This window comes from Paraburkholderia phenazinium, assembly GCF_900100735.1.
GTDB classification, from domain to species: domain Bacteria; phylum Pseudomonadota; class Gammaproteobacteria; order Burkholderiales; family Burkholderiaceae; genus Paraburkholderia; species Paraburkholderia phenazinia.
Map to the genome: position 1 here is coordinate 416,987 of NZ_FNCJ01000002.1, position 26,733 is coordinate 443,719.

Consider the following 26,733-nt stretch of genomic DNA (forward strand, 5'->3'; position numbering starts at 1 on the left):
CGGCGTCGAACCAATCGTCCGCGCGGTCGCGTCGATCTCGGTCGAGCGCCGGGCGAATCCATAGTGGGGCGGCCATGGCAACACTGAAGAACGAGGCTTCCGGAGAAGCGTGTCTGCTGCACGAGTACCACGTGTTCGGTCGCGACGCCGCACGCTGCGAAACCGTCATTCGCGATGCATCGGTCTCCCGGGTTCATGCCCATATCTGCTGGATCGGCGGACAGTGGGAGCTTTACGACCACAGCAGCAACGGCACGTCGGTATCAGGCACGCTGCTGCGCAATGGCGAGCGCGCGGTCCTGAAACAAGGCGATGTGATTCGCTTCGGCAAGCTGGGCGTCGCCCCATGGCGTGTCGATACGCTCGATGACCCGGCCGATACGCTCTGGCCGATATGCGGCCCAGTGCGGCCGATCGTGCTCGAAGCGAGCCAGGTACTGCCCGCGAACACCACCCCGTCGATCACAATCTTTAGATCACCCGATGGCGAATGGCTCTGCGACGACACATCGCCGCCGCGCATCCTGCATCATGGCGACGAAGTATCCGCGGGAGACGCCGCCTGGCGCCTCGCGCTGGTGCGCAGCAGTTCGACGACCGTGCTTGCATTGCCCGCCGCTTTGGGGGCGCCGACGCAGCGGCTCGACTTCCTGGTTAGCCAGAACGAAGAGCACGTGCGTGCGCTGCTGTATATACGCGGCGGCACGGTCGATCTCGGCGAGCGCGCCCATCACTACAGCCTCGTCACGCTCGCGCGAGCCCGTTCCTTCGACATGCAGGCGGGCTACGAAACCGCCTCACAAGGCTGGCTCGAACTCGACGAACTGGCGCGCATGCTCGGCATCGATCCATCCCATGTCAATGTGCAGATTCACCGCGCACGGGCCCAATTCGCCGCGCTCCCCGGACTCGACGCCAGCCAGCTCGTCGAACGCCGGCGCGGCAGCGTTCGCTTCGGAAACTTTCCGTTTCGCATCTTTCGCGGCGAGCAGCTCGAGTGTCAATCGGTGTCGAGCGTGCTGCAGTACATCGACGTGTACGGCCTGACGCCAAACCTGGTCTTGCAACCCGCATGAACGTCAGGGAAGCGCCCGTGTTGCCACCCACATACAGCAACCCACCGCACACGCCGGAGCCGCGAGATCTCAGTTCGCCGGCGGGCAGCGCCGTGCCGTTCGTCGAGCTTGCCGGCAAGTGGCGCTACCGCCTCGGCCCGAGATTGGGCGAGGGCGGCAACGGTGTGGTCTTTCGTGCGATCTGTAGCGACACGGGGCAGGACGTCGCGATCAAGCTGATCCGCGATGACGTTACGAAGACCTCGGCGGAGCGCGCGCGCCAGCGTGCGCGCTTTCGGCGCGAAACGCATCTGTGCGAGGGGCTGCAGCACCCGCACGTCGTGGCGTTGCTCGATCAGGGCGAAGCGCCTGACGGGCGCCTGTTTGCCGTATTCGAATTCGTGCAGGGCCGAACCCTGCGTGACTGGCTGGCTGCCGAGGGGACGCTGTCGGCCGTCGACACCGGGCGGCTGATGACCGAGGTGCTCGACGCGCTCGGGGCCGTGCATCGGCGCGGCGTCGTCCACCGAGATCTCAACCCGCAGAACATCCTGATCACGATGGCGGATGATGGGCCGCACGCGAAGATTCTCGATTTCGGCATTGGTGCGCTGCTGCCGGATACGGAGCGCATCGAAGGTCACGACTCGACGCAGGCGACCGAAGTGCTCGGCACGCCCCAATATTGCTCTCCCGAGCAGTTACGCAACGAGGCGCCGACGCTCAAAAGCGATCTGTACACGTGGGGACTGCTGGTGATCGAATGCCTGACGGGTCGTGCCGTCATGCAAGGCGCAAGCGTGGCCGACATCCTTTATCAGCAGCTCAGCCCCGTCGACATCGCGCTGCCCGCGTCGATCGCCGCGCACCCGCTCGGCTCGGTCCTGCGCCGCGCGCTGAGCAAGAACCCGGAGCAGCGGGCCGCCTCGGCCGAGGAACTGGCGGCGCAATTTCGCACGCTGCACTTCGCCGCGCTCGTCGGCGAGTTCGACTCCCGCCAAACCGGCCTGCGAATTCGCCCGGGCACCCGCGCGCCGCGTGCCGAGACCGCCGGCACGGCCGGAGAATACCGGCAGATCACTACGCTGTGCTGCTGCGTGACGATCGCCGGAGATGGCAGGCAGCGATATGCCGACGCCGACTACCGGGACAGGCTCGACGGCTACGAGGAGCAATGGCTGACGAAGTGCACCGATCTCGCCGTAGGCTACGGCGCGCAGGTCGGCGGACGACTCGGCGACACAGTGCTGCTCTATTTCGGTTTGCAAAGCGAGATCGACCGGCCGGCGCGCCGCGCGGCGCGGGCGGCGCTCGACATGGTGAGGGAAGCCGCGCGCACCCGGCTGGCAGCTCCGCCGGCGTCGGGCGCACGGCCGTCCGGCGAAAGCTGGCGCGTCGAGGTCGCTGCGGCGATTCACGTTGGGCAGGTTCTGGCTCACGCGTCGCTGATGTCAGGCGTGTCGACGCCCGCCGCCACCTCCAGACTGCTGCGCCTCGCGACGCCAGGCCAGATCCTGATAAGCGACGACGCCCGCCTCGCGCTCGAGCGCCACGCCGACTATCGGCCGACCGCGCTACGGCTGCCTCGGGCGGGCCTCGTCCCGCAGCCCGTCCATGAACTGCTCGGCGAGCGCCGTAGCAACATTCCATTCGACTCGCTCGACGAGAGCGTGACGGCGCCGATGCTCGGTCGCGAACGCGAACTCGATGCGCTGCTGCGCGCCTGGCAAACGACCCTCGCACAACATCGGCGCGAGAGGGCTGGCGAGAGCGCTCCGCCCGGCATGTCGAAGCTCGTCGTCGGCGAGGCCGGAATCGGCAAGTCGCGGCTCGTCTATGAACTCTGTGAAGCGGTCCAGACGCAAGGTCACGCGTTCGCGTATTGCGCCTGTTTACCCGAGCGGGCGAATCATGCGCTGTTCCCCATACTGCGCTTCATCAGCGCTCATTGGCGCATCGAGGCCGACGGCCCGGTCGATCTCGCACTGGCGGCGATCGACAGAATGATCGCGCCGTTGGCGTGCGATCACGTGGCGGCACGCGCGGCGCTCGCCACATGGTTAGGGCTGCCGTGCGATGCGGGCGGGTTCCTATGGTCGAGTGCACGCGAACAACACGCGCTGTTCGACGTGCTGGAGCAACTAGTCATATCGCTTGGCAACGGCGCCCCGATCCTGCTCGTCGTCGACGACGTGCAATGGATCGACCGCTCAACCCAGGACTTTCTCGGGTCGCTGCGAGGCTCGCCGCGGGCGCGCACGGTATGCATCGTGCTCACGTCGCGCCCCGAGAACCTCGATCGCTGGCGTGCCACCACCGAGCGCCTCGTGCTGCGCCGCCTTTCGCGCAACGACGCGCAGCGCCTCGTCTCGGCACTGTTCGAGCAGGAGTCGCTCGATCCGGCTTCGCTTAGCCTGCTCGCCGAGCGCACGGCGGGAATCCCGCTATTCATCGAGGAAATCGTCCGCGAGCTCGTCTCGAGCGGCGCGACCACCGAGCCGGACGGCCTGCTATCCGGACTTCGGGCAACCGACCCGCATCCGCTTCCAGTCAGTCTCGGCAGTCTGCTGGGCCTCGTGTTCGAGCGGATCGACGACGCGCGCGACACCGCACAGCTCGCCGCGACGATCGGGCTCGAAGTGGATGCGCAGTTGCTTGCCGACGCGTCGCTGCACAATCGAAGCACACTCGACGCCCATCTACAGCTTCTGGTCGAAGCGCGGATTGTCTACGCGCGGCATCGGCTCGACCGCGTGTTCTATACGTTCCGCCACGCATTGATTCGCGACGCGGCCTATGAATCCATGCTGCCTGCTGTGCGGCGCAGCAACCATACGCGGGTAGCCCGCGCGTTAGCCATGAAAACCGATCTTGGTACCGGTGCGCAACCCTTCAGCGTCGCTCAGCACTTCGCATACGCGGGCGTCTTCGCCGAGGCTATCGGCCACGGCATCGAGGCGGCGCGGCGCGCGCTCGACCGCTCCCTCTACGACGACTCGATCCGTTACGCGCAGTCCGCCTCCGACTGGCTCGTCAAGGCCGACTATGCGGAGCGCGAGTACGACAGCGCACGCGTTCACTCAACCTTGACGCATGCGACCATGGCGCGGTTCGGATGGGCCGATCCGCGGGTGCGCGAGCACGCGGAGCGGCTCTTGCAGCTAGTGCTGACGCTCGGCGACCAGAAACTCGCCATCAGCGCGCTGTGGACGCTCTCGACCTACTACCACGTCGCGGGCGACCGCCCTACCGTGCACCGGATCAGCGTGCGGCTCGATGAGCTTGCCGCCGATTGCGGCGATGCCGGCGTTCGGGTCGCAGCCGATGCGATGCGCGGCATGAGTCTGTGGATCGACGGCAACTACTCGCGCGCGCGCGCCGCGTTCGAAGCGACGCTCGCCGGCTACGACGCGCGGCGCGACATGGACCATCGGCGCATCCTGGGACTCGATACGCGCGCCTGGACGATGGCGTCGCTCGCGAGTGTTCTCTGGTGCGTCGACGACGATCCGCAAGCGGCGCTCGCGATGGGGCGCGAGGCCGTCTACTGTGCGACCTGCCTCGACCACTTACCGACCCTTGGCGTCACCCTGATGTATCTCGCGCGCACGCAGCAGTGGGCCGGCGATCGCGATGCGGCCCGTGCCACGTCGGCAGCCACACTGCGCCTTTCGCAAGTTCACCAATTGCACGCGGTCAAGCACTACGCAGCGATTATTCATGCATGGACAGAAGCGGATCGCGCAGGCGCCGTTGCGCATATTGGAGCGCTGCGGCAATCGGGCGGGATGCTCGGTCTGACTTACTACGCGTCGCTGATCGCCGAGATCGATGCCGAACGCGGCGATTATGAGGCGGCGCTCGCGCAAGTCGAACGGTGTCTGGCGTTGTGCGATTCGATTGGGGAGCGCTATTACGAAGCGCAACTGCTGCTGAAGAAGTGCGAGTACCTGCGCGAGATCGATCCGCACAGCAACGGCGCCGCCGCGCTTCAGACCTGCCGGCGCGCTTTCGAGATCGCGACGAAGGCGGGCATGTCCCGCATCGTCAAGAGTGCTGGAGAGAGGTTGAATTCATTGCTGTAAGTGGTCCCATTCCTTCTTTCAGGAGAGAAAGCCGATGACTGAGAATACTAGTATCCCGACCTACGAGCAGTTTCTCGAATACCGAGCCGTGATCATTAAGGCAATCGCTACGGCCTGGCACGATAAAGCGTTCCTCAAAGAGTTGGAGGCACACCCTGTCGAAACGTTGAAGGAGCGTTTCGGATACGACTACCCGTTTAAGATCGCCTTGAAGGTGCACAGCCCCTCGGCAAAATGGACGCCTGAGATCAACGGCGGCTGGACCACGCAGAAAAACAACACGTTCACGCTGATCCTGCCCCCGGCACCGGCGAAAAAAGAGCAGTACGCGCTCGCGCTGGCCTCCTACAACTCGAACCACATCTACCTCATGGACCACCACGTCCGCCCGGGAGTTTGACATGGCAGTCGACAACGCTACCCCAACGCTTGAATCAATGCTGGAGTTTCAGCAGGTCTATCTCCGCGCAATCGCGCTTTCGTGGGAAAACAAGACGTTCAAGGACGATTTAAAGAAGCATCCTGCTGATGCGCTTGCCCGGTACTTCGACTACCGATGCCCTTGGCTTCTCGAGATCAAGATTGTCGAACACGACCACGAGAGCGCATGGGATGAGAGTAGCCAATCCTGGAAATTGCCGCTCAACACCATGACGGTCGGGATACCGGAGCGGCCGGACCCGCACAGCGATGAGGCCGTCGCGCTCGCGGCCTATAGTGACGCCGGGTCGAACTACGTCTTCACATGCTGCTGATGCGGTCCGCCTGAGCCACGCGCGGTAATGCGGCCCACGCCAGTTCGGGTGGGCCGGCGGCGCCGCTGCCTGCACTGTTCTTCCTGCTGTTTTCTTGTATGGAATCCCACGATGCTCGACGATTTCTCCCGCGTGTTGCGCTTCAAGCCGCATTTGCTCGTGCTCGACGCGGGTCCCGAGAGGCTGTTCGTCGTCGACGAATTCAAGCGTACGATGCTGTCCGGCGCCATCTTTGTGCAAATTGCCGCTTGCTTGCGTGCGCGCATGACGATCGCCGAGACACTGACATCGCTTGCCGGCACGTTTGGAGAGTGGCAGGTGCTCGCGGGACTCGATCATCTGGTGCGTCGAGCTTACGTGCGCAGCGACTCGCCTTGCGAAGACGATGCGGCGCGCGGCTTTTTCGAGCGCATTGGACTCGATGGCGATGCCGCTTGCGAGCGAATTGCCGGCAAACGCGTCGCTGTCGAAGCATTTGGAGCTGACGATATTCCGCTGAGACACGCGCTCGCGAGAGCGGGCATCGGGATCGAGCCGGACGCCGGGTTGACAGTCGCGCTGGCCGACTCCCATGATCGCGACGACCTCGCCGATCTCGCCGCACGCGTATCGTTGCGCGGCGGGGCGCTGCTTATCGCAGTCGCGAACGGTGTCCAGCCGCTAATCGGCCCGCTGTTGGCCGGCGATCCGGAGCTTGCCGACGCGCCTTGCATCGAATGCGTTCGCTACTGGATTCGTCTCAACCGGCCTGTCGAAGCGCTGCTTGCGCGGCATCACGGCAGCGCCGCGACGCGACTGCCTCAGGCCGTCTCGCGCGCCGGCGCAGCGGCCGCTGCGGCGCTCATTGCGGCCACTGTCGAGCGGATAAGCGTCGACCCCGCCGCTGCGGAACGCGCGCGAACCCATATCGTCGCGCTGCGCCTCGACACGCTGACCACCGCGCAGCACCGTGTGTCGAGGCGAGCTCAATGTCCGTGCTGCGGCAATCCTGCATGGATGCGCGAGCAGGCGGCGCGTGCGCCACGGCTTACGGATAGCACGCCACTCAGGCGCAACGACGGCGGCTACCGCAGTGCGGACCCGCAACAGGTGTTCGAGCGCTATGCGCACTTGATATCACCGGTCAGTGGTGCGATCGCCTATCTGCACCCCATGCCAAAGCGGCACGCCGGCCTGCGCAACGTCTATGCGGCCGGATTTCTCGTGTGTCCGGCCGCTGTGCCGCGCGACAATCGCTTCGACAGGATCTGCTCCGGCAAGGGCCGCACCGACGTTCAAGCCCGTGTGAGTGCATTGTGCGAAACGCTCGAGCGTTTCAGCAGCGTTTATCAAGGTGACGAGGCGAGTGTGAGCGGCTGTATGGAAGACCTCCTCGCCGCTCCGGCATGCGACGCTTCACCGATCCATGTCAACGCGCTTCAGCAATTCAGTGCACGTCAGTTCGACGAGCGCGACGCCATCAACGCGCTGACCAGCGATATTCGAAAACAGGTGCCGCCGCGCTTCACGCCACGTGACGTGATCGATTGGACGCCCGCATGGTCGCTCGTCACGGGCGCGCGCCGGCTCGTGCCGATGAGCTACTGCTATGCGGAAACGCCTGAGAGCGCGCAAGATGCCGTGCCATGCGTCCACAATCCCAATGGCTGCGCGGCGGGATCGTCCCGCGAGGAAGCGATTCTGCAAGGCTTGCTCGAATTGATCGAGCGCGATGCAGTCGCGATCTGGTGGTACAACCAGATACCGCGACCCGGAATCGATCTCGCGAGCTTCGCGGACCTGTATTTCGACGCGCTCGTGCGTGAATACGAAGCACTCGGCTGGCGTCTCTGGGCGCTTGATATCACGCATGATCTGGCCGTTCCAGCAGTCGTCGCGCTTGCCGAGAATACGGCCGACGGACGCTTCTCGATCGGCTTCGGTTGCCATCTGGATGCGCGCATCGCCACGCAGCGGGCCCTGACCGAAGTCAACCAGTTGCTCAATCTCGCGGCTGACGGGCCGCCGCCATGGGATCACACGAAGCTCGCAAGCACCGGATTCCTGTATCCGGCAAACGACATGCCCTGCACGAAAAACACCACGTGGCAGCCAGTCGAGGCCGGTACGTTGACGGCCGCGGTCGAACACTGCGTGGCGCGAATCGCCGCGGCCGGAATGGACGTGCTGGTCGTCGATAAGACGCGGCCCGATATCAGCTTGCCTGTGGTGCAAGTCATCGCGCCTGGTCTTTGCCATTTCTGGCCGCGCTTTGGCGCCGAGCGTCTCTACTCGGTTCCTGTGCAGCTAGGGTGGTGCGACGAGCCGCGAAGCGAAGCGGGGTTGAATCAGGCGCTGCTGTTTCTTTGAGCCGCGGTCAAACATTTATCGCGGCAACCCCGCTCGCGTCGGCTTAGATGGGCTCAGTTGCCCTTGATAGTGATGTACGGATCCCAGGTAACGTAGCCCTTCAGCGTCGAGTGCCGGTCATAAATGGCCACGACGAATTGATAGGTTGCTTGACCATCCGATTCTGCGGTGGTTTGCCAGAAGTAATCTGCACGTTTCTCGCTGCTCACTCCATTTGCTGGCCAGCCCGGTGCGGGGTAAGGCTCGTCGACGTTGAGACAGTTGAACGTGAAGTTGTCCGGCACCAGCAGCTCTTTGTTTTTGCTGACGTTGGTGTGGTGAATAAAGCACTTGTAGTCCGCCGCGTCGGTAAGCGAAAGGGTGCGAAAGCGAATGTTATCGCCAGCATCGACGCTGATATTCAACTCGCTTCCAGCCTGGCCGGAGATGGCATTCCCCTTGGTTGTCACCATATAGACGGTGCCAGTGCCGTTATTCAGTAGCGTAGTCGGCTTGTTTGAATCGCTACTGAGTGGTGATTGACTTTTCAGGATTGTTTCTGCATCGAGGATGGTCAGGACATCGACGATCTCGAACGTACTCTTGATATCAGGCATGACGATTCCTTTCGGCTTTTAACCTTGAAAAATGATGTGCTAAGTGACGACGCCTGTAGCGTCCCCGCGCCTCTTCCAGCTAGCAACGCTTCTCCGTGAGAGAATTCACGGCTCGCGAAAGAGTGTTACCAGCGTAGAGGGAAGGAGCGCTCGAGTCGATTACACGTAATTACAGCGTGCTTTGCGTTAAATTTAAAAATTGTCCGCAACACGGTAACTCGCACCCGCACAACCAGAATTCAATTGAGTCGAAGGGGGAATGTTGCGAAGGGCGAAGGGAAGGCGTGAATCGCGCGAGGTCGCCTGTTCAGACGGTCGGTCCAGGCGCGACTCCTATCGGGGCCGCTCCGACTCGAGCACTCGCTGGCAACTACAACGTCGCGGTGACGCCACCATCAACGTACAGGATATGGCCGTTTACGAAGTTCGAAGCATTGCTCGCCAGAAATACCGCCGCGCCGACGAGGTCTTCCACATCGCCCCAGCGCCGGGACGGTGTGCGTCCGATCAACCAGTTACTGAAGGCCTCGTCTTTGACGAGCGCCTCGGTCAATTCCGTTTTGAAGTACCCTGGACCCAGGCCATTGACCTGAATGCCGTGCTGCCCCCAATCGATGGCCATGCCCTTGGTCAGCATCTTCACCGCCCCTTTGCTGGCGGTGTAGGCCGCGATATTCGGCCGCCCCAGTTCACTCTGAACCGAGCAGATGTTGATGATCTTGCCGCGCTGACGGCCAATCATGTGGCGCGCAACCGCTTGCCCGACCAGAAACACGCTTTCGACATTCGTCTTCATGAGTTCTTGCCACTGTGCCTGAGAAAACTGTTCCAGTGGCGCGCGGCGCTGCATCCCCGCGTTATTGACCAGAATGTCGATCGCGCCGATCTCCTCTTCGATACGCCCAATCGCCGCGTCCACCTCGCTCGCCGATGTGACATCGAAGCTGGCCGCGTGCACGGTGGCGCCGTCGGCGCGCAACTGCTCGACAGCCGCCGTCAGCCGGGCTTCGCTACGGGCATTCAGAATGACTTCGGCGCCCGCGCCGGCGAGTCCTTTCGCAAGCGCGTAGCCGATGCCGGTGCTTGAACCCGTGATCAATGCACGGCGTCCGGAAAGATCGAACATGCCCAGGATGTTATTCATCTCAAGTCCCTTTCGTCTGTATGTTTGTATTACACGCAGCGATCATCAGTTGCAGTGGATCGTACTCAACCATCGGATGACCTCCCGCACATTGTCCTCGTGATCCCACATCGCCGAAAGATGAAGAACATGAGCCTCGCCGACGGGCGACTCGAGGGTGTCGAATTGATCCGCAACCAGCGTGGCCGGAAACTCATGATCGGTCCGTCCGGACACTCGGGCAACAGCCTCCGGTAAGGCAATCTCAAGAAACACGAACTTCACACCGCTCACCCGGCCGCGCAGCCGGTCGCGGTAGCTGCGCTTTAAAGCCGAGCAGGAGAGTACCGCCGCACCGGGTGCGCTGGTAAGACGGTTCGCCAGAATATCCAGCCACGGCTCGCGGTCACGGTCGGACAGCGCGATCCCCTTGCACATCTTGTCACGACTTTCGGCGGAGTGATGGTCATCTCCTTCGATAAAAGACGCCTGCAACACCCTGACAAGCTTGCGCGCGAGCGTCGTCTTGCCGCAGCCTGAGACGCCCATTACCACTATCTTATGCATCGTGTTGCCCGCTTCAGCCGTGGTGTCTTCCTCAAGACACCGGCGTGAACTTGAGCTGGCTGATCGGCGTCACCTTGTCGGTTCTCACCAGACCATATGCCGTCTTCGGGCCAAGCCACTTATTGAAGATGTTGCTCATCTCGCCGCTTTGCTCCATCGTCGCCAGGGCCTTGTTGACCGCATCGAGCATGGCCGGCTCGTTCTGGCGCAGACCCACCGCGATCGGCTCGATCAGCATCGGCTCCGCAGCAATCGCGACGGCGCCGTCCGTTCCGTCCACCTGCTTGGCGATTTTCGTGGCTGTCATCTGATTCGTGACGAAACCCTTTACCTTATCCTGCTCAAGAGCAAGGAATGCCGAGCTCGTATCGTGGAACGTCACGGCCTGCCCATTCTTGATGGACAGAGGAATGGACTGCGCGGAGGTCGAGCCGTCCGCCGCACTGATTTTCTGCCCCGTGAAATCGGTCAATTTCTTCGCCGCATCCGCTTTCTTGACGACGAGCACTTCCTTGGTCGAGTAGTACGAGTCGCTGAACGCAATCTGGCTGGCCCGCGTTTTTGTATAGGCGAGGTTAGCCACCACCACATCGACCCGGCCGAGCTTCAACTGCGGAATGCGTGCCTCGACGGCAAGCGGCTCGAGCTTTGCCTTGACACCGATATGCCTGGCAATCGCGTTACACAGGTCGACGTCCATCCCTTCGAGCTGACGCGTCTGGGCATTCGGATACGAAAACGGCTCAACGTTCGAATAGACACCACAGGTCAACTCGCCGTGGCTCTTGATATCGGCCAGTTGGTCCGCGTAAGCAGACGTAAAACAGACAGCGGCACCACCGAGGACCAACATCCCCGCAACAATCTTCTTCCCTTGCATCGTCATGCTCCTAACGTATATGAATGCAGTAATCAATCCGATGGTCCAGCAACTTTACCTCGACTCGTGAGCGCAAGAAGCGCTGCGTCAATGCGTACGGAGGTCCGAGAGGAATCTCTGCGCGCGCGTATGTTTGGGACGTAAAAAGAATTCCTCGGGCTCCGCCGTCTCCAGGATCTGCCCGGCATCCATGAACCAGACGCGGTCCGCGACTTCGCGTGCAAAACCCATTTCATGGGTCACGCACATCATCGTCATCCCTTCCTGGGCGAGGCTCTTCATGACGTTCAGTACCTCACCGACCATCTCCGGGTCGAGGGCGCTGGTCGGCTCGTCGAACAGCATGGCGGGAGGATCCATCGCTAGCGCCCGGGCAATCGCGACACGCTGCTGCTGCCCGCCGGACAGTTGCGGAGGATAAGCGTTGGCCTTGTTAGACAGTCCGACCCGCGCCAGAAGATCGGCCGCTTTGCGTTCCGCCTCCGCACGTTTGAGACCATTCACCCGCATTGGCGACAGCGTGATGTTCTCCATCACCGAGAGGTGCGGAAACAGGTTGAACTGCTGAAAGACAAATCCGATGCGGCTGCGGTAAGCGTTCAGCTTGAGCTTCTTCTCATGAATGTTCTGACCGTCGAAGGATATCTGGCCCCGGTCGATTTCCTCGAGCCGGTTGACGGTGCGGATCAACGTCGATTTGCCGGATCCGGACGGCCCGCATACGACGACCACTTCGCCTTTGCGCACTTCGGCGTTCACGTCCACGAGCGCGTGATATTCGCCGTACCATTTGTTGACGCTGGAAAACTTGATCATGCGAATTCCTTGGAAGGAGTGAACCGCCTAGTTCTCGGTGGGGAGCGGGTCGGCCAGAGGAGCAACGGCTGTCGCGCGATTGCTTGCAGCCCCGCCTGCACGTTTGCGCGTCACGCGACGCTCCAGGTACTGCGCGAGCTGAGTCAGCGCATAACACAGCACGAAGTAGCTCAGCGCGAGAATCAGGTACACGGAAAAGGGCTTCGTCAACAGACGGTTGTTGATCTGATCGGCCGCAAACGAGATTTCCTGCACGTTGATGATGTAACCAAGCGAGGTTTCCTTCACTGTCGACACGAACTGCGTGACCATGCTCGGGACGACGTTATAGAGCGCCTGCGGAAGAATCACCGAGCGAATCGTCCTCAGGTAGCTCATGCCAAGTGCGCGCGACGCTTCGGCTTGACCTTTCGGAAGCGCCTCGATGCCCGCACGAATGATCTCCCCAAGATAGGCAGAGTCATAAACCACCAATGCGCACAACATCGTCACGAACCCGGTGACGGGATAGCCAGTCAGCACGGGAACCAGAAAGTACACCCAGAAAATCACCATCAACAGCGGGATGCCTCGCACCATGTAGACGAGCCCGGTGGCCGGCGCCCGCAGGAACGGGAACGGGCTCACCCGCGCCAGCGCAACCAGGATGCCGAGCGGGAAGGCGATCAGCAGTGCGGCCAGCGAAAGCAGAATCGTCAGGACGATGCCGCCCAGTGGTCCATGCGGATACTGCCCGATAAGCAACAGTGCCCAGTTGTCGCGCAAGATCTCGAACATGGTCACTTCACTCCAGGAATGCGGTAGTGTGTGGCGAGCCTGGCTCCCGCCAGCATGATGACGAGAGAAACGGAGAGGTAAACCACCGTGGCGACAAAATACGATTCAAAGGAGAGGAACGTTTCGTTCTCGATCTGCCGGGTGACATAGGTCAGCTCCGCAGCGCCGATCGCCATGGCGAGGCTCGTATTCTTGAACAGCAAGACGGCGTGATTGACCATTGGCGGAATCGCATTGCGCAGTGCCTGAGGCAGAACGACGTAGCGCATGCCGTTGAGGAAATTCAACCCAAGTGCCCGCGACGCTTCATACTGGCAGTAGGGAATCGCACGTAGTCCGCTGCGGATATCCTCGGACAGGTAGGCGGCGCTGCACAGTCCGATTGCGATCACTGCAAACACGAACTGGCCGTTATAGTCATTCAAAAGCGTTTGCAGTCCCTGCGGCAACACATTGGAAATCCCGAAGTACCAGAACAGGATCTGGACCAGCATCGGGACATTGCGATGGTAGGCAACGAACGCAGACACGAAGGCGGTGGCGATGCGATTGTTGGTCATGCGGATCAGCGTCAGCAGAATGCCTACTACCAAAGACAGCAACCATGCCAACACGGCCATCGCCAGGGTGAGCTCGATCCCGTGTAGAAATAGCGCGCCGTAGTCGCCTTGCAGCACGGTTGCCAGGTCAAAATGAAGTTTCATATTGCACGCCCCAATGGTTCGGCTCGAACCGATGTTCCCTGTCTCGCCTGATCAGCGGTCACATCGTTTTCAAGGCGGAAGACACCGTTGACTCCCGCATTGATTTCATACTAGCTCGCGAAAATTGGCGTTTGCAGACGCCTTTCTTCTGGTCCAATAAGTTTCACGAATGACACCGGTGAAGAATCGTTGACGGCTTTCTCGATGAGGCTTTGCATGGTTTCTGTCTCCAATATCTGGCTCGTTTTCGGCCATTTTTTAAAATGCGCTCCTGCATCGAGGCAGGAGCGCGGCACAGATCAAGCTTGAGAATGGGGTTCCAAGGCGCGCTCAGGCGGCAGTGGGCGAACGCCTAAGCACCTGCGGGTTGACGGGAGTCGGCGGATTGCCGGGCGTAGCGCCAAGGCCAAGCGCGGCAATCAGGTTGTCTACACAAAGCGCCGCCATCGCGCGCCGGGTGGCGACCGAAGCGCTGCCAATGTGGGGAGTCAACACCACGTTGCTCAAACCGAGTAGCCTGGGATGCACGGCCGGCTCGCCCTCGAATACATCGAGCCCCGCCGCCGCGATGCTGCCTTCGGCCAGCGCCACTGCCAGGGCGGCATCGTCGACTACGCCGCCGCGCGCGATATTGGTGAGCGTCGCAGACGACTTCATCTGCTTGAGCTCCTGCGCGCCGATGGCGTGATGCGAACTCGCCGAGTAGGGCACGACGATGATCAGATGATCAGATTCGCGCAGCAGCGTGTCCTTGTCGACATAACGCGCGCGACTGCTTGCCTCGACCGCGGGCGAGAGGGGCGAGCGGTTGTGATAGATCACCTGCATGCCGAAACCCAGCGCACCGCGCCTGGCGATAGCCTGGCCGATACGGCCCATGCCGAGTATCCCCAGCGTCGCGCCGTGCACGTCACCGCCGACGAACATGTCGTAGCGTCCGGTTTTGGTCCACTCGCCGCGGCGCAGGAAACGTTCCGACTCTGTGATGCGGCGCGCGGTTGCCATCATCAAGGCGAAGCCGAAGTCTGCGGTAGTGTCGGTGAGGACGTCGGGCGTGTTGGTGACCAGCACGCCACGGGACGTACAGGCTTCGACGTCGATGTTGTTGTAGCCCACGCCGATATTGCAGACTGCTTTGAGCTGTGGGCAGGCGTCGAGCAATGTCGCGTCGATCCGGTCGCTGCCCGCTGTCACCGCTGCAGTCTTGCCCTGTAACCGCGCAATGAGTTCGGGCTGCGTCCAGAGGGTGTCTTCGGGGTTATCGGTGACTTCGAAATGGGCACGCAAGCGGTCAACGATGTCGGGAAAGGATGCACGGGTGACCAGGACCGATGCTCGCATGGGAAAACCTCCTTGTTGGATTCGGATCGAACCGGTGCTTACTGGTCGTGATCCGCTGGCTCACGTTTGATCGTTGTCAGTCCGCCGGGAACCTGCAGCGTTGGCAGGATTTCCATGTTGCTGATGTTGACGGCTAGCGGCGCGGCAATCGCGAAGGCAATTGCGTCGGCGATATCGGAGGGTTGGGGCAGCTCGAAGCCCTCGATGAATTGCTTGCGTGCCGCGTCGATGTCGCCGTGCACGTGGCCAAAGATATCGGTGGCGACGCGCCCCGGACAGATCTCGGTTACGCGCACCCGCTTGCCGGTAGCATCAACCCGCAACTGACGCGACAACGCATGAATGCCTGCCTTGGTGGCGTGGTAAATAGAATTGCCATTGAAGTTGTAGATCGCCGCAATCGAACTGATATTGACGATGTGACCGCGATCGCGCGCCACCATGCCCGGCATGGTCAGCCGCACGAGATGCAGAACCGCTTGCAGGTTTACTTCCACCTGGACGTCGATATCTTCGACACCCGCATTCAGAATGGAGCCTTTGCGCGAGACGCCGGCATTGTTCACGACGATGTCGAACGGCACTTCTTGCGTCAGCTTCGTCACGGCTGCCAGATCGCAAACATCGATCGCGTGCGCAATGCAACCGGTGCGCCTGGCCAGCTCATTCAGACGCTCGGCATTGCGGGCGAGGGCATGCACCTCGAGCCCTTCGCGGCAGAAGCGCTCGACAATTGCCGCGCCCATTCCGGTCGAAGCACCTGTCACCAGCGCGGTCTTGTAGTCTGAAAACGGCATGAATCACCTCTGTCTCTGGTTCTGTGAAATGTCGCACTTCGAGGTGTATGAGCACCCCGATATTCAATGTATACGGCGTGAAAATCTGGCGCCAAGACGAATTGAGCCTGTAGGGATAAGGCGGCCTTATGACTGGCGGGCGCCATGCTCAACGCACCAGCTTCGACATCGGCACGACTCGTCCGCCCGCCGATTCGATCGCGCCGCGCACGGTGCGCGCGAGTTCGACCGCACCGGGGGTATCCCCGTGCAGCAGGATTGACTGGACGGCGATCTTGAGCTTGTTACCCGCAATCGTCGTAATCGTCCCTTCCTCGAGCAGTTCCTTGACGCGCGCCAGCACCGCCGCCCGGTCCTTGATCACCGCGCCGTCCAGCTTGCGTGACACCAGCGCACCCTGATCGTCATATGCGCGGTCCGCGAGGAACGTATTGGCGGTGCGGATGCCCACCCGCTCGGCGGCCCGTTCGATTTCCGTGTTGGTCGAGACGCTGATCACGAGGTCGCGGTCGAACTCGGCTACCGCCCGCACCAGCGGTTCGGCCAGCGCGTAGGACGCGGCGGCCATGTTGCCGAGCGCACCGTGAAAGCTCATGTGCGTGACGTGGTGTCCCGCGGCCTTGGCGATACCGGCCAGCGCGCCCATCTGGTACAGAACGTACTTGGCCAGCTCCAGCGGATCGGCCTGAATTTGCCGCCGGCCGAAACCCATCAGGTCGGGAAAGCCGACATGGGCGCCAATCTCGATCTGCCGGGCGAGCGCCATGCGTACCGTCCTGTCCATGATGACCGGGTCGCCCGCGTGGTAGCCGCATGCGATGTTGGCGGAGGAGACGATGTCGAGCATCGCTTCGTCTTCGCCCATGGTGTAGGGGCCAAAGCCCTCGCCAAGGTCGGCGTTAAGGTCGATTTCCACAATCCGTTCTCCGTTATTCAAGCTCAAGCAATGGGGATCCGTAGCCGACGGTCTCACCGTGCACGGCAAGCATCCGGGTGACGATCCCATCCACCGGCGCGACTACGGGTACGCATAGCTGCGCAATCTGCAACAGGCCGACAACCTCCCCCTGGGTGACCTGACCGCCGAGGCCTACCAGTAGCGTGGAGCGTGCCGGATGCGCTGCCAGGAAGACACCTGCCGAGGCTGCAGTCAACGTCGTCGTCTGCTTCTCGGTGCGGTTCGGCGCATCGACCGCCCTGGCAGAACGCACCGTCTGCGCGGAAGGCGGCAATCCGCCCGGGGCGACGCACGATTCCTGCTCCGTCGTCAGACGAATGGTCGTCCCGGGCTTGCTGATCTCGATGAATTCAACATCGCACGCTGCCAGCCACGACGTGATCTGCCGAAGTTCGCCGATTTCCACTTCGATTTTTTGTGTCATGTTTCATTCAGTGTCTGGAACCGCGAAAAAGGCCAACCAGGTTGCGGACCTTGACGAGATAGCGCTCCACTTCTTCGAGTGCGGCGACCGCTTCCGGATAGGTCGTCTGGACGAAGCGGATCTTCGTACCAATCCGTGCCTGGGCGAGCCGCCACAGGTCCGCTTCGATCACCGTGCCGATCTTCGGATAGCCGCCCGAGGGCTGCGCGTCGCGCAACTGAATGATCGGCTGTCCGCTGTGCGGCACCTGAATGACGCCGGGCACGATGCCGTGCGAGCGCTTTTCGATCGTATGCGTCGCGTTCAAGGTCGGTCCCGCGAGACGGTATCCATATCGATCGCTTTGCGGCGTGACCTTCCATCCTTCGCGCCAGAAAGCGTCGAGCGATTCCTGGGCGTAACTGTCGTATTCGGCTGCGGGCAGCACGCGTACGACAGTCTCAGCCGGGTCGGCCGCCGGCGTGGCAAGCGGAGTGCGCAGCGAATACTCAGGCGGGACGGTGCCGAACCCCGCATCCCAGGCCTGCTCAGTCAGCGCTTTACGACCGCCGAGGCCAATCGCCTGCACCACGTCGCCTTTCTGCAGCTGACGCCCGTTGTAGCCGCCGAATTGCCCGCGCAACTGGGTACTGCGCGAGCCGAGCACGACTGGCACGTCGACGCCGCCTGCGAGCGACAGATAGCAGCGCGTGCCGCTCGCCGGGATGCCAATCGTCAGCACGTCGCCTTTCTTCGCCTGCGCGGTCCACCAGGGGAGCACCGGCCGTTCGCCCAGACGCGCGGAGCAATCGGCACCGGTGATCGCGAACGCGAGATCTTCAAGAAAGCGAACGCGGAACGGAAACATCGGGATTTCGATTCCCGCTGCGTCCTCGGGGTTGCCAAGCAGGAGGTTGCCTATCGAGAGCGCCAGGCGGTCCATCGCACCGCTGGTGCCGACGCCGTAGCGCAGATAGCCTTCGCGCCCCTGATCCTGCACCGTTGCGAGCGCGGATGAAGACAAGATCTCAATCATGGGACGATCCTCTCGACGCGAAAGCGAATCATGTCGCCGGGTGCGAGGGTGGCCGGGTTGTCGCGGGTTGGATCGAAGAACGACATCGAGGTATGGCCGATGGTGTTCCAGCCGCTGGGCCCGGTCGACGCGGAAACCCCCGTCTGCACTCCGCCGATCGACACCGCGCCACCCGGCAGGCCGAGCACCGGAACCTTGCGGCGCGGCGTGGCGATACGCGGATCCATGCCACCGAGATAGCAGTACCCTGGGTGGCTGCCGAGCGCGTAGACGGTATAGAGCGGCGCACAGTGCAACTGCACGACCTCGTCGACGGACAAACCGGTATGCGCGACCACGTCGTGTAGATGCGGTCCGAACTCGCCGCCATATTCCACCGGCAGCTCCACGACTTTCCCTTCGATCTGCAGTTCGACCGCAGCGGCCCATGCGTCGCGCAAAGCGGCGCCAAGCGAGTCCGGATCGGCAGGTGGAGTGGCGAAAGTCAGCATCAGGTTGGTCACGCCCGGCACCGCCTCACGCACACCCGGCCACGACTCGACCTCACGGGCCAACGTCCAGATGCGGCGTTGCGTATGCAGATCGAGCGCCCCGGGCGCTTCGAACAACATGGCCGTCGTGCCCAGCATGCTGATACAAAGCTGAGCGTCGGAATCGTTTTGTTTCATTGCAGGGGCAGTCCTTTCTGAATCCGGTCGCAGTCGCACTCGCCCAGCTGCTTCGGCGTGCGCAATCGCCGCACGCTCAATGATGGACGTCATGTCTCATTCCTCTTGGCGAGCCAGCGCTCCAGATGATGAATATCGACGCCGCCCGCGCAAAATCCTTTGTCTTCCAGCACGGCCTGATGGAGCTGCACGTTGGTACGGATACCTTCGACCCGCATCTCCGAGAGTGCGAGCCGCATGCGCGCGATGGCCTCGTTGCGGGTCGCTCCATGGGTGATGACCTTGGCGATCAATGAATCGTAGTACGGCGGCACCACCGAGCCGCTGCTAACGTGCGAGTCCACCCGTACACCGTTGCCGCCGGGCAGTTCCCACGCAGTGACCTTGCCCGGACAGGGGATGAAGCTGAAGGGATCCTCGGCATTGATACGACATTCGAGCGAATGCCCAAGCGTGCGGATCTCCGCTTGCGTTACCGTGAGTGCATGCCCTTGCGCGATGCGAATCTGCTCGCGAACGATGTCGATGCCGGAGGTCATCTCCGTCACCGGGTGCTCGACCTGCAGCCGGGTATTCATTTCGATAAAATAGAACTCGCCGTCTTCGAACAGGAACTCGAACGTGCCGGCTCCGCGGTAGTGGGTCTGCCGGCACGCCTCTACGCAGCGCTCGCCGACCTGGCGGATCAGCTCCGGATCGATGCCGGGCGCGGGCGCCTCTTCCAGCACCTTCTGATGACGCCGCTGCAGCGAGCAGTCGCGCGAACCCAGCCAGAGGGCATTGCCGTGGGTGTCGCACAGGACCTGAATCTCGACATGGCGGGGATGCTCGAGAAACTTCTCGACGTAGAGCTCCGGCTTGCCGAACGCACGGCGTGCTTCCTCTCGCGTCACGGACACCGCTTCCAGCAACTGCCCGGCACTTCGAACGACGCGCATGCCGCGTCCGCCGCCGCCGCCCGCCGCCTTGACGATGACCGGGAAGCCAACCTCTTCGGCGATCTGCAGGATCGCCGCCGGATCGTCAGGCAGGCTGCCATCCGGACCGGGCACGCACGGCACACCGGCGGCGTGCATGGCTCGCTTGGCCGCCACCTTGTCGCCCATGGTGCGGATGGAGTGGGGGTGCGGGCCGATGAAACTCAACCCCGCTGCCTCGACCTGTTCGGCGAAGTCGGCGTTTTCCGAAAGGAAGCCGTAGCCGGGATGAATGGCCTGCGCACCGCTGACGTGCGCAGCAAACAGGATCGCCGCACGGTTCAGATAGCTCTGCCCCGGCGCTGCGGGGCCAATGCACAAAGCCTCGTCGGCCAGCCGCACGTAGCGCGCGTGCGCATCCGCTTCCGAATGAATCGCTACCGTCTTGAGCCCCAGTTCGCGACAGGCGCGCTGGATCCGAAGCGCAATCTCACCGCGGTTGGCAATCAGTACCTTGTTGAACATCGTCACTCGACCGGGAAAAAGGGCACTTCGTCGCAACGGAACTGCGACACCTCGACTAACTCAAGCATAGTCATCACCCGATACGAAGAAGCGCTTGGCCCGCTTCCACCTCGTTGCCCGGCTTGACGAGAATCTCGACAACGGTTCCCTTGAACTCGGCTTCAATCGCGTTGAACATCTTCATTGCCTCGATCGTGCACAGCACCTGTCCTTCCTCGACAGCGTCGCCCACGTTCACGAATGGCGGCTCGCCTGGCGCAGGCGTCAGATGAACTACGCCAAACATGGGTGCGCAAATCAGCCGTGGCCCGCTCGCTGCGGCGGTAGGGGGCGAGGAGGAGGGGGCGGGAGTCGTAAGCAACCCCAATTCGTCGTTAGTCGTCAAACGCGTCGCGGCCGCGACGTCCTCGCTTGCAGTGGAGGCGGCAAGCCGGCCGCGCCGCTGCGCCTTGACCAGCCGGACCTTTTCCTCGCCCTCGATCAGTTCGAGTTCGGCAAGCGGCGATTCGGCTAGCAGGTCAATAAGGCCCTTAATTTTCTGGAGATCCATCTTTGAGTCCGTGCGTGGCCCGGTTAAACGCATGTCGCTCCGGCTCGATTCGAACCGCGTGAGCGACGATGGACTCAATGTATCCGGCGCATAAAAATTGCACCAAGACGGTTTGGCTTTGTAGCGATAAGGCGCGCTTATGTATCGGCGCCGGGCTCTGAACGCACGTCGAGCGCGAGGTCTCCCGCCAGCTCCAGCAGGATGTCCTTGACGGCTGCGGCGGGCTCGGAAAGGGGCAGGTGATCTGACAGGCAGACCGAGAGAGGGATCTTGATCACGGGGGAAACGATGCGGCACTGGACGATATCGCCGGCCGCGGCGACCACCCGGGCAGTGGAGTCCGGCAGGATGGTCGCACCGATGCCCGCGCCCACGGCGGCCGAAAGGGTAGACGCCGATTCGATCTCGGCCACCACCTTGGGGATCATCTGAACCCGGGCGAAACCTTCGTCCACGTATTTGCGCAGGTAGTTATAAGGCCGCGGCAGCAGCAACGGCACGTCGCGCAAGGCGGTCACGTTGATCTGCTCCTGCGTGATACCCATGCTGCGCGGCGCGACGAGGAACAGTTCCTCGTTCATCAGAAGCTGGAACGACAGGCCGTGGACCGGCTTGTCGCCATACAGGACCGCCATGTCCATACGGCCGTTCATGATCAGCTCGCTGAGCGTGGTCCCGAAGTTTTCGTTGATGTAGAGCAGGATATCCGGGTGCCGGGCGCGCACCGTGCGCAACAGCGGCAACGAAAGGGCAGACGCCCCAGTGCCCGGCGCGAGACCAACCGACACCTGGCCCGACAGGGTCTGGCCGGCGCTCTTGACGTCGGCCTGAGCCTGCTCATACTGACGCAGGATCAATTGCGCATGGCGATACAGGGTGGCGCCCGCTTCCGTTGGAGTCACGCCGCGTTTGGTTCGCACCAGCAACTGCTGCTGGAACTCGTCTTCAAGCGTGATGAGCTGCTGGCTCAGCGCGGGCTGCGCGATATGCAGCACTTCGGACGCCTGAGTCAGGCTGCCAATATCGACAATTTTCACAAAGTACTTCAAACGCCGCAGGTTCACGGTGGTCGCATCCATCGTTGGTGACAGGATTGCAACAATCATAGGGCAAGCGCCGAGCGACGCACAGCCCGAAAAAAACCCGTACTCCGACGAATCGCCGGCCGGCCGGACTGCGTTACTGCTCTGCAACACGGACAGCGAGGCGTGCGATTGAGTGCGGCGCGTACTTCGTCGCGTCATAAGTGGATGCTATTACGCCAGCGGAAAGACCTCTTAGCGCCAACTTTTCTGCGCACTTACTGTTAGGGCTCGTTAAACGCCGAATAGGAGTCCAGTGTGAGTGCATCGCGCATCGCTGCCCGCGTCCAGCGAATCAAACCATCGCCTAGCAGTGCTGCGGCCGACCGTGCCGCCGAGCTGCGGCGTCAGGGCAAAACCATCGTCAATCTGGTCGTTGGTGAACCCGACTTCGATACGCCCGAGCATATTCGTCGCGCGGCTTTCGAAGCCATGGAGCGCGGCGAAACACGCTATACGCCAACCGCCGGCACGCCGGCACTGCGCGCCGCCATCGCCGAAAAGCTCAAGCGGGAAAACGGGCTGTCTTACGATCCCAGGCACATCATCGTCACGTGCGGCGCCAAGCACGCGATCTTCAACGCCCTTGCCATCACAGTGGAAGCCGGTGACGAAGTGCTGATTCCCGCGCCTTATTGGGTGTCCTACCCGGACATGACGCTGGCCTGCGACGGCGTACCAGTAGTGGTGCCCTGCACCGAGAACGACGGCTTCAAACTGACGCCTGCGAGCCTTGAGGCCGCTATCACGCCGCGCACGCGCTGGCTGATCATCAACTCGCCGACCAATCCGACTGGCGCCACCTATACGTCTGCCGAACTACGCGCTTTGGCCGATGTCCTGCTGCGTCATCCTCGTGTGCTCGTGATGATGGACGATATCTACGAGCATATTCGCTTCGACGGCGATGCCCCGCAACATCTGCTGTCGGTCGAGCCGGAACTGGCGGACCGGACTCTCGTCGTCAACGGCGTGTCGAAAACCTACGCGATGACCGGATGGCGAATCGGCTATGCCGCCGGGCCGGCCGATCTGATCGCAGCCATGGACACGCTGCAGTCCCAGTCGACCAGTAACGCCAGCTCCGTCAGCCAGGCGGCTGCGCTCGCCGCGCTGACCGGCGACCAGAGCTTCATCAGCGAGTCCGTACGGATCTATCGGCAACGACGTGACCGCGCGCTGGAAGCACTCAATGCGATTCCGGGTATCAGTTGCCGGACGCCGGGCGGCGCTTTCTATCTGTATGTGAACTGCAGCGGCATGATCGGCCGCACCACGCCGCAGGGAAAACGCCTCGAAGGCGATGCCGATGTTGTGCTTTACCTGCTTGAACATGCCGGAGTCGCGGTGGTGGCAGGTTCGGCGTATGGCGTATCTCCCTTCTTCCGGATGTCGATTGCCACGGGCGTCGAGGTCATCGATGAAGGCTGCAGCAAGATCGCAGCAGCTGTGGCGGCGTTGAACTGAGAGAAACGATGCGGCGCGGTATCCCGCGTCGCATCCTCAAATAAAAACATGCCGCACCGGCGGGATGCGGCAGTCGACCTGAAATTTTCCATTTTCTTCAAACCGTAAGGGGATCTTCTCGTGAAAAAGAATACATTAGGTGTGCTTACTGGAATTGGCATGGCATTGTCGGGGACTGCGTATGCGCAGTCGAGCGTCACGCTGTACGGCATCATCGACGAGGCGGCGCGCTACGACAACCATCAGACGAAGACCGGCAACGGTAGTCTTTTCACGATGGGAAGCGGTGGTGAAATTCAGGGCAGCCGCTGGGGTATGCAGGGAAAGGAAGACCTCGGTGGCGGCATGGCGGCGATCTTCCAGCTTGAGGGCGGGTTCACGCCCAATACCGGTGCGACCCAGCAATCGACACCTTCCGGCACGGCCCGACTCTTCGGCCGCACTGCTCTGGTTGGCCTCAGCACCCAGTACGGCACGGTGACCTTGGGACGTCAATACACCCTGGTGCACGAAATGGGCTGGACGCACGACATCTATGCGTTTGCCAATTACACCGGCACGGTCGGTTTCCAGGGCGCAGGCGAAACCGGTGGCGGACGCCTGGACAATACGGTTCGATACACGTCGCCGACGATTGCCGGTTTTACCGCCAAAGGTGCCTACACGTTTGGCCAAACCGCAGGCGATTTCCACCAGTACTCGTCGCCCGCGGTCAGTCTTTCGTATGACCACGGTCCCTTGAGCGTGGGTGCGGCCTATCAGGTGATCAACGACATTGGTGGTCTGACGCCGGCCACGACCGAGTATGGCAGCACCTACTTCGGTCTCACGATTCCGGATAGCTCGCAGAAGGTCTTCACGGCTGGCGCGACCTATCAGTTCGGTTCGGCCAAGGTCTTTGGTTCCTATATCTTCAGTCACGTCTATCCGGCGGACTACCGCAACGACTCGTTCTCCACGGCTCTCCAATACTACTTCACCCCTGCGCTTGCCCTCGACCTGCCGCTTTATGTCGACTTCGTGCACCACGCCGGCCAGAGCGGTACACGTATCACCGGTGGCCCGACGATCGACTACTTCCTCAGCAAGCGGACCGACATCTATATCGGTGCCGACTACAACCATCTGACCGGTGCGTGGACGACGCTGGCTGCCGCTTCCGGTTCCAATCAGCCGTTCTACGGGCACAACTCGCTGTTTGAGGCGGATATCGGCCTGCGGCACAAGTTCTGAACGATGAACTGTTCTACATGGAGAAGACTATGATGGTCTTCTCTGACCACTGATTCACCGACAGAGAACCTTGCCATGCATGCACTCGTCATTCACGCTCCCCTCGATTTACGCATTGAGGACATTCCGACCCCTGCACCCGAGGCCGGCCAGTTGCTGATACGCGTTCGCGCCGGAGGGATCTGCGGCTCCGATCTTCATTACTTCAATCACGGCGGGTTCGGCACCGTGCGCATCAAGGAGCCGATGGTCCTGGGTCACGAGGTATCGGGCGTGGTGGCGGGCGCCGGTTCGGGCGTGACGGACATGCCCATCGGCACGCGTATCTCCATCAGTCCGAGCCGGCCATGCGGGCTCTGCCAATATTGCCAGCAGGGGTTGCAGAATCACTGCCTGGATATGCGATATTACGGCAGCGCCATGCGCACACCCCATGTACAAGGGGCGTTCCGCCAGGAAATCGTCATCGATCGGTCACAGGCTCATGTTGTCGCCGACACCCTGAGCGACGCGGAGGCCGCCATGGCGGAACCGCTCTCAGTGGCACTGCATGCGGTGCGGCGCGCAGGACCGCTGCTGGGCAAACGGGTGCTTGTTACGGGATGCGGACCGATCGGTGCGTTGATCGTGGCCGCGGCTCGTCGCGCAGGGGCAGCGACCATCGTTGCAACCGATGTCAGCGCGTTGCCGCTCGAGAGCGCGCTGCGCGTAGGCGCCGACCTCGCGTTCAACATCGCCGAACAGCCCGACGCCCTGGTGCCGTTCTCCGCCGAGAAGGGGAGCTTCGATGTCCTGTTCGAGGCGAGCGGAAACGCCGCTGCGTTGCGCGGTGCGTTCGACGTACTCCGTCCGCGCGGCGTAATCGTTCAGGTGGGACTGGGAGGCGATATCAGCTTGCCGATCAACGTCATTGTTGCCAAGGAATTCGATTTGCGCGGTGCGTTTCGCTTTCACGAAGAGTTTGCTGTGGCGGTGGAATTGCTGAACAAAGATCTGATCGACGTCAAGCCGCTGATTTCGGGCGTATTCCCGTATCGGGATTCGGTCGCGGCGTTTCAAGCTGCGGGGGACCGGACGAAATCGATGAAGGTGCTGGTCAGTTTCGAGTAACGCGGTATCTCTAACTGAATGAATTGCGACGGTTACCTGGCAATCAGTAACCGTCGCGTGACCCTCGCAATTCTCTGCCTAGTTATTGCATCGTGCCTCTAGCGCGTCAATGAATGCGCGGTCCCAGCGGCCTTCCTTCATTGCGCGCATGGTTTCGGCCTCTGCCTTTAGAACTGCGCGAGCTTTCTCGGTCACCTGCTCGACGTCCGCTTGAGGAATGGCCAGCAATCCATCCTGGTCGCCAACGACGATGTCGCCCGGATTGACCACCATGCCGCCGACAGAGACCGGCACGTTGATTTCACCGGGACCGTCCTTGTAAGGGCCACGGTGGGTCACGCCACGCGCATAGACCGGGAAGTCGCGGTCACGGATTTCGGCGACATCGCGTATCGCGCCGTCAATCACAATGCCGGCTACACCGATACTGGCCGCATAGAACGACAGGATGCCGCCGACCACCGCGTTGTTGAGATCGCCCCCCGCATCGAGAACGAGGACATCGCCCGGGCGACAAAACTCCAGAGCACGCAGATAGGTCAGATTGTCGCCACCCCGCGACCTGACCGTGACGGCCGTACCCGCCATCGTTTTCTTGCCGGGTCGCTGGTAGGGGTGCAATCCCACACTACCGACATTGCGATGCATGTTATCGCTGAGCGCGGAGACCGGGATGTCGCGCAATGCGTTCAGTATCCCTGCATCGGCTTGAGCCGCCGAAGGGTTCTTGCGAATGGCTTTGTACATAGTCAGTGTTCGTTTCGTGAGGGGAGGAAATAGCTCCGCACGCGCAAACCCGGGCGGTACTACAGCCATAACGGTAGGCTCCCCACGCCGGGCGCGCCAACATGAAATCGATCTGTCGCAATACGAAACGCTTATGACGAGCGACGCGATGGCGCAGCTCAGGCGGTCGTGCAGACGGATATTTCGATACGG

Annotated in this window: 25 protein-coding genes; 8 read left to right on the plus strand and 17 right to left on the minus strand. The window is 61.9% G+C overall.

The window, feature by feature from the left end; all coding sequences use genetic code 11:
• The first annotated feature begins 74 nt into the window (after positions 1-74).
• The 5 genes from BLQ92_RS05690 (at position 75) to BLQ92_RS05710 (ending at position 8,244) form a co-directional block, all read left to right on the plus strand.
• Positions 75-1,076, plus strand: a complete 1,002-nt coding sequence (locus tag BLQ92_RS05690; RefSeq protein WP_090682435.1) for an FHA domain-containing protein — start codon at positions 75-77, stop codon at positions 1,074-1,076.
• Positions 1,073-5,140, plus strand: a complete 4,068-nt coding sequence (locus BLQ92_RS05695) for a TOMM system kinase/cyclase fusion protein (RefSeq protein ID WP_090682436.1) — start codon at positions 1,073-1,075, stop codon at positions 5,138-5,140. The genes BLQ92_RS05690 and BLQ92_RS05695 overlap by 4 nt, the downstream gene beginning before the upstream one ends.
• A gap of 34 nt (positions 5,141-5,174) precedes the next feature.
• Entirely contained in the window at positions 5,175-5,540 is a 366-nt protein-coding gene (locus BLQ92_RS05700) for a BMA_0021/BMA_0022 family TOMM bacteriocin (RefSeq protein ID WP_090682438.1), read from the plus strand.
• Between the two features lies 1 nt (position 5,541).
• A complete protein-coding gene (locus tag BLQ92_RS05705) occupies positions 5,542-5,895 on the plus strand; it encodes a BMA_0021/BMA_0022 family TOMM bacteriocin (RefSeq protein WP_090682440.1) in 354 nt (117 codons plus the stop codon).
• 111 nt (positions 5,896-6,006) lie between these two features.
• Positions 6,007-8,244, plus strand: coding sequence for a TOMM precursor leader peptide-binding protein (locus BLQ92_RS05710; protein WP_090682441.1), 2,238 nt, complete (start codon positions 6,007-6,009; stop codon positions 8,242-8,244).
• A 53-nt stretch (positions 8,245-8,297) separates the two neighbouring features.
• Here BLQ92_RS05710 and BLQ92_RS05715 read toward each other — a convergent pair whose 3' ends face one another.
• From BLQ92_RS05715 to nac, 16 genes are all read right to left on the minus strand, one after another.
• Complete coding sequence (locus BLQ92_RS05715) at positions 8,298-8,840, minus strand: AidA/PixA family protein (RefSeq protein ID WP_090682443.1); 543 nt, start codon at positions 8,838-8,840, stop codon at positions 8,298-8,300.
• A gap of 370 nt (positions 8,841-9,210) precedes the next feature.
• Entirely contained in the window at positions 9,211-9,984 is a 774-nt protein-coding gene (locus BLQ92_RS05720; protein ID WP_244106091.1) for a glucose 1-dehydrogenase, read from the minus strand.
• Positions 9,985-10,029: 45 nt separating this feature from the next.
• Entirely contained in the window at positions 10,030-10,512 is a 483-nt protein-coding gene (locus BLQ92_RS05725; RefSeq protein WP_244896622.1) for a gluconokinase, read from the minus strand.
• Positions 10,513-10,561: 49 nt separating this feature from the next.
• On the minus strand, positions 10,562-11,410 hold the full coding sequence (locus BLQ92_RS05730; RefSeq protein ID WP_175772134.1) for a transporter substrate-binding domain-containing protein: 849 nt from the start codon (positions 11,408-11,410) through the stop codon (positions 10,562-10,564).
• An 87-nt stretch (positions 11,411-11,497) separates the two neighbouring features.
• A complete protein-coding gene (locus tag BLQ92_RS05735) occupies positions 11,498-12,226 on the minus strand; it encodes an amino acid ABC transporter ATP-binding protein (RefSeq protein ID WP_090682448.1) in 729 nt (242 codons plus the stop codon).
• Between the two features lie 27 nt (positions 12,227-12,253).
• Positions 12,254-13,003, minus strand: a complete 750-nt coding sequence (locus BLQ92_RS05740) for an amino acid ABC transporter permease (protein ID WP_208449338.1) — start codon at positions 13,001-13,003, stop codon at positions 12,254-12,256.
• A 2-nt stretch (positions 13,004-13,005) separates the two neighbouring features.
• Entirely contained in the window at positions 13,006-13,707 is a 702-nt protein-coding gene (locus BLQ92_RS05745) for an amino acid ABC transporter permease (protein ID WP_090682450.1), read from the minus strand.
• Positions 13,708-14,037: 330 nt separating this feature from the next.
• Positions 14,038-15,048, minus strand: coding sequence for a 2-hydroxyacid dehydrogenase (locus BLQ92_RS05750; RefSeq protein ID WP_090682452.1), 1,011 nt, complete (start codon positions 15,046-15,048; stop codon positions 14,038-14,040).
• A 38-nt stretch (positions 15,049-15,086) separates the two neighbouring features.
• Positions 15,087-15,845, minus strand: coding sequence for an SDR family oxidoreductase (locus BLQ92_RS05755; protein WP_090682453.1), 759 nt, complete (start codon positions 15,843-15,845; stop codon positions 15,087-15,089).
• A gap of 148 nt (positions 15,846-15,993) precedes the next feature.
• Complete coding sequence (locus tag BLQ92_RS05760; protein WP_090682455.1) at positions 15,994-16,761, minus strand: LamB/YcsF family protein; 768 nt, start codon at positions 16,759-16,761, stop codon at positions 15,994-15,996.
• A 13-nt stretch (positions 16,762-16,774) separates the two neighbouring features.
• Positions 16,775-17,227, minus strand: coding sequence for an acetyl-CoA carboxylase biotin carboxyl carrier protein (locus BLQ92_RS05765; RefSeq protein ID WP_090682457.1), 453 nt, complete (start codon positions 17,225-17,227; stop codon positions 16,775-16,777).
• A 7-nt stretch (positions 17,228-17,234) separates the two neighbouring features.
• Positions 17,235-18,242, minus strand: a complete 1,008-nt coding sequence (locus BLQ92_RS05770) for a 5-oxoprolinase subunit C family protein (protein ID WP_090682459.1) — start codon at positions 18,240-18,242, stop codon at positions 17,235-17,237.
• Positions 18,239-18,910, minus strand: a complete 672-nt coding sequence (pxpB, locus tag BLQ92_RS05775) for a 5-oxoprolinase subunit PxpB (RefSeq protein WP_244106090.1) — start codon at positions 18,908-18,910, stop codon at positions 18,239-18,241. Before pxpB ends, BLQ92_RS05770 begins: the two co-directional genes overlap by 4 nt.
• Before the next feature lie 89 nt (positions 18,911-18,999).
• Positions 19,000-20,352, minus strand: coding sequence for an acetyl-CoA carboxylase biotin carboxylase subunit (gene accC / locus BLQ92_RS05780; protein WP_090682462.1), 1,353 nt, complete (start codon positions 20,350-20,352; stop codon positions 19,000-19,002).
• Positions 20,353-20,425: 73 nt separating this feature from the next.
• Positions 20,426-20,902: an acetyl-CoA carboxylase biotin carboxyl carrier protein gene (gene accB, locus BLQ92_RS05785; RefSeq protein WP_090682463.1), complete on the minus strand. Its 477-nt coding sequence runs from the start codon at positions 20,900-20,902 to the stop codon at positions 20,426-20,428.
• A 137-nt stretch (positions 20,903-21,039) separates the two neighbouring features.
• The gene (gene nac, locus BLQ92_RS05790; protein WP_090682957.1) at positions 21,040-21,966 is read right to left on the minus strand and encodes a nitrogen assimilation transcriptional regulator NAC; all 927 of its coding nucleotides are present in this window, start codon (positions 21,964-21,966) and stop codon (positions 21,040-21,042) included.
• 276 nt (positions 21,967-22,242) lie between these two features.
• Between nac and BLQ92_RS05795 the strand changes: the two genes are divergently transcribed.
• The 3 genes from BLQ92_RS05795 (at position 22,243) to BLQ92_RS05805 (ending at position 25,794) form a co-directional block, all read left to right on the plus strand.
• Positions 22,243-23,451 carry an aspartate transaminase gene (locus tag BLQ92_RS05795; RefSeq protein WP_090682465.1) on the plus strand — a complete coding sequence of 403 codons (1,209 nt, stop codon included), beginning with the start codon at positions 22,243-22,245 and terminating at the stop codon, positions 23,449-23,451.
• 120 nt (positions 23,452-23,571) lie between these two features.
• Positions 23,572-24,684 carry a porin gene (locus BLQ92_RS05800; RefSeq protein WP_425195060.1) on the plus strand — a complete coding sequence of 371 codons (1,113 nt, stop codon included), beginning with the start codon at positions 23,572-23,574 and terminating at the stop codon, positions 24,682-24,684.
• A 75-nt stretch (positions 24,685-24,759) separates the two neighbouring features.
• Complete coding sequence (locus tag BLQ92_RS05805; RefSeq protein ID WP_090682468.1) at positions 24,760-25,794, plus strand: L-idonate 5-dehydrogenase; 1,035 nt, start codon at positions 24,760-24,762, stop codon at positions 25,792-25,794.
• Positions 25,795-25,872: 78 nt separating this feature from the next.
• On the opposite strand, the gene BLQ92_RS05810 is transcribed toward BLQ92_RS05805, so the two are convergent.
• A complete protein-coding gene (locus BLQ92_RS05810) occupies positions 25,873-26,541 on the minus strand; it encodes an RraA family protein (RefSeq protein ID WP_090682470.1) in 669 nt (222 codons plus the stop codon).
• Between the last annotated feature and the right edge of the window lie 192 nt (positions 26,542-26,733).

Coding starts and splice junctions, on each gene's coding strand:
- BLQ92_RS05690 (WP_090682435.1), top strand. CDS start 75: ATGGCAACACTGAAGAACGAGGCTTCCGGAGAAGCGTGTCTGCTGCAC.
- BLQ92_RS05695 (WP_090682436.1), top strand. CDS start 1,073: ATGAACGTCAGGGAAGCGCCCGTGTTGCCACCCACATACAGCAACCCA.
- BLQ92_RS05700 (WP_090682438.1), top strand. CDS start 5,175: ATGACTGAGAATACTAGTATCCCGACCTACGAGCAGTTTCTCGAATAC.
- BLQ92_RS05705 (WP_090682440.1), top strand. CDS start 5,542: ATGGCAGTCGACAACGCTACCCCAACGCTTGAATCAATGCTGGAGTTT.
- BLQ92_RS05710 (WP_090682441.1), top strand. CDS start 6,007: ATGCTCGACGATTTCTCCCGCGTGTTGCGCTTCAAGCCGCATTTGCTC.
- BLQ92_RS05715 (WP_090682443.1), bottom strand. CDS start 8,840: ATGCCTGATATCAAGAGTACGTTCGAGATCGTCGATGTCCTGACCATC.
- BLQ92_RS05720 (WP_244106091.1), bottom strand. CDS start 9,984: ATGAATAACATCCTGGGCATGTTCGATCTTTCCGGACGCCGTGCATTG.
- BLQ92_RS05725 (WP_244896622.1), bottom strand. CDS start 10,512: ATGGGCGTCTCAGGCTGCGGCAAGACGACGCTCGCGCGCAAGCTTGTC.
- BLQ92_RS05730 (WP_175772134.1), bottom strand. CDS start 11,410: ATGCAAGGGAAGAAGATTGTTGCGGGGATGTTGGTCCTCGGTGGTGCC.
- BLQ92_RS05735 (WP_090682448.1), bottom strand. CDS start 12,226: ATGATCAAGTTTTCCAGCGTCAACAAATGGTACGGCGAATATCACGCG.
- BLQ92_RS05740 (WP_208449338.1), bottom strand. CDS start 13,003: ATGTTCGAGATCTTGCGCGACAACTGGGCACTGTTGCTTATCGGGCAG.
- BLQ92_RS05745 (WP_090682450.1), bottom strand. CDS start 13,707: ATGAAACTTCATTTTGACCTGGCAACCGTGCTGCAAGGCGACTACGGC.
- BLQ92_RS05750 (WP_090682452.1), bottom strand. CDS start 15,048: ATGCGAGCATCGGTCCTGGTCACCCGTGCATCCTTTCCCGACATCGTT.
- BLQ92_RS05755 (WP_090682453.1), bottom strand. CDS start 15,845: ATGCCGTTTTCAGACTACAAGACCGCGCTGGTGACAGGTGCTTCGACC.
- BLQ92_RS05765 (WP_090682457.1), bottom strand. CDS start 17,227: ATGACACAAAAAATCGAAGTGGAAATCGGCGAACTTCGGCAGATCACG.
- BLQ92_RS05770 (WP_090682459.1), bottom strand. CDS start 18,242: ATGATTGAGATCTTGTCTTCATCCGCGCTCGCAACGGTGCAGGATCAG.
- pxpB (WP_244106090.1), bottom strand. CDS start 18,910: ATGAAACAAAACGATTCCGACGCTCAGCTTTGTATCAGCATGCTGGGC.
- accC (WP_090682462.1), bottom strand. CDS start 20,352: ATGTTCAACAAGGTACTGATTGCCAACCGCGGTGAGATTGCGCTTCGG.
- accB (WP_090682463.1), bottom strand. CDS start 20,902: ATGGATCTCCAGAAAATTAAGGGCCTTATTGACCTGCTAGCCGAATCG.
- BLQ92_RS05805 (WP_090682468.1), top strand. CDS start 24,760: ATGCATGCACTCGTCATTCACGCTCCCCTCGATTTACGCATTGAGGAC.
- BLQ92_RS05810 (WP_090682470.1), bottom strand. CDS start 26,541: ATGTACAAAGCCATTCGCAAGAACCCTTCGGCGGCTCAAGCCGATGCA.